This window comes from uncultured Victivallis sp. (assembly GCA_944389935.1).
Taxonomy (GTDB): Bacteria; Verrucomicrobiota; Lentisphaeria; order Victivallales; family Victivallaceae; genus Victivallis.
In genome coordinates this window covers 1-5533 of sequence record CALXOE010000086.1, presented here as the reverse complement: position 1 = coordinate 5533, position 5533 = coordinate 1, and the positions used below count along the sequence as shown (strand labels likewise).

Below are 5533 nucleotides of genomic sequence, written 5' to 3'. Positions count from 1 at the left end.
CCGGGCTCATGCAACCCGTTTCCGCGCCCGGCAGAACAAGAGAGGGGTTCGGGGGAGAGAAAGCGGCTCGCAAGAGCGCGTCTCTCCCCGTACCGAACACCCAACAAACACCCCATCGGCCGATCATTGCCCCGCAACAGAGTTTCCGCTCGGCAAGCGGCTCTCTCTCCCCGCGCCGGTCGACCGCAGCCACGTCCAACTCCGACCCGTACCCGGCACCGGCACCCTGCCGGACGCAGGGGGTGCGGGGGGCGGCGGACACGCCCCCCGCTGCCCACGACCTTGCGACGCCCGAAAAACACAGGACACGCCCCCAGCCTCCCACGACCCGGCAGCGGTCAAACTGATTCAGCCACGGCCGAATCGGAAATTCCGGTGCAGAAGCGTCTCCAGAAACCGCAGCGCACGGGGGGCGTATTCCGGTTCTTCCGGTTCGTCCGGATACTCCCAGTTCCGGCTGCCGATGCCGGTTACGGATTCCGCGACCAGACGCCTGCCGCCGGGAGGCGGACGCCGCGCCAGACGCGCCAGATGCAGAGCCTGTTCAAACAGCGCTTTCAACGCGAGAGAGTCGTCCGTATCGACCTCCACGCAGTCGAGATAGAGTGCGATATCCGCTTCCGCTTCGGAGAGAGCACTCTGTTTGATCTCTTCGCTAAGGGAGTTCCACTCCTCCCGGGCGAGATGACGGCGGAAATATCGGTCCGAGGATTCCCGCAGTTCCGTCAAAGTCACTTTCATAACGAAATCTCCTGTTGCAGAAAAAAGGGGCCGGAATTCGGAATCCGGCCCCGGTTGATCCATCAGCTGCGCAGCGCGGAGAGCGCGGCGACGCTGCCCTTGAGGTTCTTCACGCGGCAGAGGCGCGCATTCGCATTCTTGAAGAGAAAGGTCACTTCCCCGAGCGCCATGCGCTTGATGCCGTCAAATCCCTGCGGCGTCGCATCCGAATCGGTGATCGCACGCCCCTGCAGGCTCACGAGTCCGAACCCTGCCGGATCGATGATCCACGCATCCGTATCGGGCATATCCGGATCGGCCATCACGGTCATGCCGCGGCCGTTGATCTCGTTCACGATCACTGCGACGTACGCACCGCGCCGGTCGTCGGACCGGACGATCTGGAGCTGATTCTTGTACTCATTCGAGAGGACACGCGCCTGTCCCGGAGAGCAGAGAATCAGCGACGGATCGCCGCCCGCGCCGAGCACCGCCTGCGCCGCGTCGTTCACCGCCACGCTGTCGAATGCCGCCGCCGAGGCGTCGATCGCGAGTCCGTTCCCGCCGCAGCCGAAGAAGTAGAGTCCGCCCGCTTCGCCCCGGGTCGTGGCCGTCGCTTCGACCCGGCGGCCGAAGAGCGCAACACGGTTCAGGTCACGCGCAAGTTCGCTGAGCGCAAAGGCGGTCTGCTTGTTGAGCTGGTTGTCGACAGTCCCGAAAACATTGACCGCGAGCGCGCTGCCCGAGAGAATGATGTCTTTCCGGAAAATCTGCGTGCAGTTGTAGGCGGTCTGGCCGGTCAGCCCGGTTTCGTCGCCCTCGCCCGAGCTGCTGCCCTCGCGAACCGGAGTCGAGACGATCGAGAGCACGTCGTTCGCGGCGGGCAGCTCCGTGTCGGATCCGTTTGCGGCGACGAGCGTCAGCGTGAATCCCGAATCGGTCAGCGTCGCAACCTGGAAGAGCGCGGAGTCGTCTTTCACGACCACAAGCGTGCCGACCCGGAGTTTCGCGAGATCGGCGGCTGAAGCCGAGAAAGTCGTGCCGGAAAGAGTCGTCACCGTCACGCTGCGCCCGATAAGCTGGTCTTCAAGCCACTCGTGCTTCTGCTGCGTCGCGTTTTCGGCCGGGCCGAAGAGGCTGATGAAGCGGGGTTCGTCCTTGATGACGGTAGAGAGCACGTCCGAGAGATCGCGTTTCTTGTTCTGAAAGCTGTAACTGTACAACATATTTGGTTTCCTCTGGTTTTAAAGTGGTCAGTCATTGATTGCGGGGACCTCGGCAAGCAGCGAGGCGATACCGCCGGAGGCGCGTCCTCCGGAGACTGGCGGCGGAACGGGCGGCAATTCCGGCGCTCCGGGCGTGAGGTCGACACGGAAGAGCCGCGGAGAGCGTTCGCGCAGACTCTTCATGAACGGGTCGATCGCCTCCGCCGACTCCGGGTTGATATGGTTCTGTGTGCAGAGATACTCGAGGTAGTCCGCGTCCGAGAATCCCTGTTCCTGCGCGATCCGGTCGACCCGGCTGCGGAAGCCGATCCGGGCGATCTCCTGTTTTGCGGCGTCGCGTTCGGCGCCGACGTTTTTGAGGGTTTCGCGCAGTTTCGCAAGCTCCGCGTCGTATTTGCGGCGCAGCCGTTCGGGTTCGGAGAGAGCGGTCTGTTCGAGCTCTTCGAGTCTGGATTCGAGTTCGCGGTTGCGTTTCTCGAGTTCGGCGGAGTTTTCGTTTCCCGGGCGGAATCCGGCGAGCTGAGCCCGTTCTTCCGGGGTCAGCGCCTCTCCCGCCGCGGCCTTTCTGATGATCTCCATCAGCTCCATCGGCAAATCTCCTTTTTTTCAGGGATGTTTGTTTTCAGGCGCCGCCGGATGCGACCCGTGATCCGACACCATCGAACGCCTGTACATCTCTGGAAAAAATGTCAACTTTTTCCCTCAGAATCCCCGTTTTCCGCCTTGCCCCGACCGGTCTGCCCGGGCGTTTCGCTCTGGGAAAATAACAGAAAATAATCATTTATTTTCGGAAAACTATTGTTATTTTTCTTTTTTTTCATATTTTTTTACAGTCAGCTATTGACAGAAGAAGAGAAATCTGGTATAATTAAAGAACGAAACAACGAAATGCTGGATGGAAAATGCCGAGAAAAAGCAAACAAGTCAATATTCGCCTGGTGGCGGAAGAGGCGGGAGTATCGCTCGCTTCCGTCTCACGGGTGCTGAACAACCACCCCGATGTCAGCGAATCCCTGCGCCGCCAGGTCCTGGCTGTGGTCGAGAAAAACAATTTTACGCCGGACAAATCCGTGGAACGGCTGCTGCGGATCAGTGTGGTCGTGGGCGTGGGAGACATCACCGATTATGTGGCAACCATCCTGACCGGAATGGGTCTGGCGGCGAATACGGAGGGAATCGAGCTCTCCATTCAGCGGTGCAGCGGGCGACTGCCGCTGCTGCGGGCCTGCCGTCTCTGGCGCAGCAACGGAGTGGCGCTCATCAGCGGAACGGAGTGGCTCAGTGAAATTCCCGAAGTTGCGGATTCCGGAATTCCCTGCATGTTGATTGAAACTCCGCTCGAGCGGGAGAACGTCGGTTACCTCTGTCACGACTCCCGGCGGGCGATGCAGCAGATGCTCAACTATGTGCACTCTCTGGGGCATCGCCGGATCGCCTACCTCGAAGCGGATCCGCCCAACCGCAGTTATCAGAATCGCCTGGACGCTTACCGGGAGTTGATGGAGTCGATCGGGGAGTCTCCCGACGCATTCCGGATTCCGCCGTATCCGGTCGGTCACATCGATGGAATCGGACGGGACAAGGAGGCCGGGTATCAGCAGACGATGCAGCTGCTTTCCGGTTATCCCGGCGTGACGGCCATCGTCTGTGCGAACGACGAGATCGCGTTCGGCTGCTACAAGGCATGTGCCGAAAAAGGGGTGCGCATTCCGGAAGATGTCTCCGTAGTCGGGTGCGACGACCAGTCGTTCGCCCGATTCCTGTCGCCGGGACTGACGACGATCCGGCTGCCGCTCACCTACATGGGGCGGCGTGCGATTCAGTGCCTCGGGGATTTTCTGCGCGGAAACCAAACTGCTCTCCCGAAAGAACATCTGCTTCGGGAACTGGTCATCCGGAATTCCGCGGCTCCCCCTGCCAAACGAAAATAAACGGAGCAAACTGCTCCAGGCTGAAACGAAAATAATGGAATACCGGCATCAGGAACGGTTGCAACTTGAAACAGTGGAGGGAAGAATTATGAAAGGACTTCAGCATCGAGATTCCAGGTTGACCAGAAGATCTTTTACATTGATCGAATTGCTGGTTGTGATTGCGATCATCGCGATTCTGGCAAGCATGTTGCTGCCGGCATTGAACCAGGCCAGGGAAAAGGCGAAAGAGAGCACCTGCATCAACAATCTCAAACAGGTCGGTCTTGCCGCCCAGATGTACGACAGCGATAACAACGGCTGCACCCCGACCAGTTTCGCCATGCCGAATTGGGGAATGTATGTGAACTGGGGAGGAATCTGGGCGAACTTTTTCGCGGGAGGCGAGTGGAACGGCAAGGAACTTACGGAGGGAAAGACAACCGGATACGGCAATTACATCTCGTGGAATGTCGTCTCCTGTCCGAAAGCACCGCCGCATACGATCATCGGCCGGACAGTCTACGGCGGCATCGACTGGCCGTCGGACGGAGTCGGAGTACCGCAGAAAATTCTCGATTCGTTCGGAAAATTCGGGGAATATTTTCAAAACAACGGTACGCTGGGCCAGTTCGTCTACTTCAATCGCATGAAACGCCCGGGAAGAACCCCGCTCTTTGCCGACGCCTACTTTCTCGAGGGCAGCACCGAAATGTACCACCGCTTCCGGACGCACAATTACTGGTCGTGGCAGATGGGTCTGTTTGGCGAGGTCCACAACGGGCGCGGCGGGTGCGTGTTTGCCGACGGCCATGCCGGACAGACGACGGGACGGGAACTGGCAGGTTCCGAGTTGAAGTTGACCAAATATCTGGATGTAAACGGCTTTCTGCGTTCTCTCTGAGCCGCACTGCCATCTTCTGAGTGATTCACAGGCAAGTGTTTCCACAAACCGAGAAAGGAGTTTTTTTTCATTAGGAAACCGTTTCTGCTGTTTTCCGCAATGCTGCTGGCGGCCGCCGGGGCCGCGGCGGCGCCGTTGTTCGACGTCTCCCGTCCGGGAGATGTGAAGATTTCGCCGTTCTGCCCGAGCAGTGAATTCAAGGTTCGCGGTGATCGGATCGACGTTACGCTCAAAGCGGGGAAAGACCGCTGGCAGGGAGTGGTCATCACGCCGCTCAAGGAGAAATATTTCGATCTCTCTGCCGGATCAGTGGTCGCCGTTGACGTGCGCAACCGGAACCGCTATCCGATGCATTTGAATCTGGAGATCGTCAATCTTCTGCGGCCCGACAAGCCCAATGAGTTCACCCATATCTCCCCGGGGGCAGTCGCATTGATGCCCGGCGAAAAGGCGACTCTGCGCGTCCGCTACGGTCGTGCCGCCATTGTCGCCGATTGGGAGCCGAAGGGGATGAAATATCTCTTTGATGGATTCGGGCGGGCGTCGAATTGCAAATACAACCTCATTCCCGACAAGGTCGGCCAGTTGCGGCTCTGGAGCACTGCGGGAAATCAGGACATGAAGTTCGAGCTCTCCAACTTCCGGCTCGAAGATCCGCCGAAGCCGCTTCCGGAGGCGTTCAAGAGCAAAGAGGCGTTCTATCCGTTCATCGACGAGTTCGGCCAGTACAAACACGCCGACTGGCCAGGAAAACTCAAGAACGTATCCGAACT

Annotated in this window: 5 protein-coding genes and 2 pseudogenes; 4 read left to right on the top strand and 3 right to left on the bottom strand. The window is 59.2% G+C overall.

Annotation, left to right across the window (positions count from 1 at the left end; translation table 11 throughout):
• Positions 1 to 347, top strand: a pseudogene (locus tag Q0J85_RS15225) (hypothetical protein); the annotation flags it as partial.
• 1 nt (position 348) lies between these two features.
• Here Q0J85_RS15225 and Q0J85_RS15220 read toward each other — a convergent pair.
• From Q0J85_RS15220 to Q0J85_RS15210, 3 genes are all read right to left on the bottom strand, one after another.
• Positions 349 to 741, bottom strand: coding sequence for a hypothetical protein (locus tag Q0J85_RS15220; protein WP_294483154.1), 393 nt, complete (start codon positions 739 to 741; stop codon positions 349 to 351).
• Between the two features lie 62 nt (positions 742 to 803).
• On the bottom strand, positions 804 to 1946 hold the full coding sequence (locus tag Q0J85_RS15215) for a DUF5309 family protein (protein WP_294483153.1): 1143 nt from the start codon (positions 1944 to 1946) through the stop codon (positions 804 to 806).
• Between the two features lie 27 nt (positions 1947 to 1973).
• A complete protein-coding gene (locus Q0J85_RS15210; RefSeq protein WP_294483151.1) occupies positions 1974 to 2534 on the bottom strand; it encodes a hypothetical protein in 561 nt (186 codons plus the stop codon).
• Between the two features lie 314 nt (positions 2535 to 2848).
• Between Q0J85_RS15210 and Q0J85_RS15205 the strand changes: the two genes are divergently transcribed.
• The 3 genes and pseudogenes from Q0J85_RS15205 to Q0J85_RS15195 all read left to right on the top strand — a co-directional run.
• Positions 2849 to 3877 (top strand): LacI family DNA-binding transcriptional regulator, encoded by a 1029-nt coding sequence (locus Q0J85_RS15205; RefSeq protein ID WP_294483149.1) that lies wholly within the window; start codon positions 2849 to 2851, stop codon positions 3875 to 3877.
• Between the two features lie 88 nt (positions 3878 to 3965).
• Positions 3966 to 4760, top strand: a complete 795-nt coding sequence (locus Q0J85_RS15200; protein WP_294483147.1) for a type II secretion system protein — start codon at positions 3966 to 3968, stop codon at positions 4758 to 4760.
• 99 nt (positions 4761 to 4859) lie between these two features.
• Positions 4860 to 5533 (top strand): annotated as a pseudogene (locus tag Q0J85_RS15195) (hypothetical protein); the annotation flags it as partial.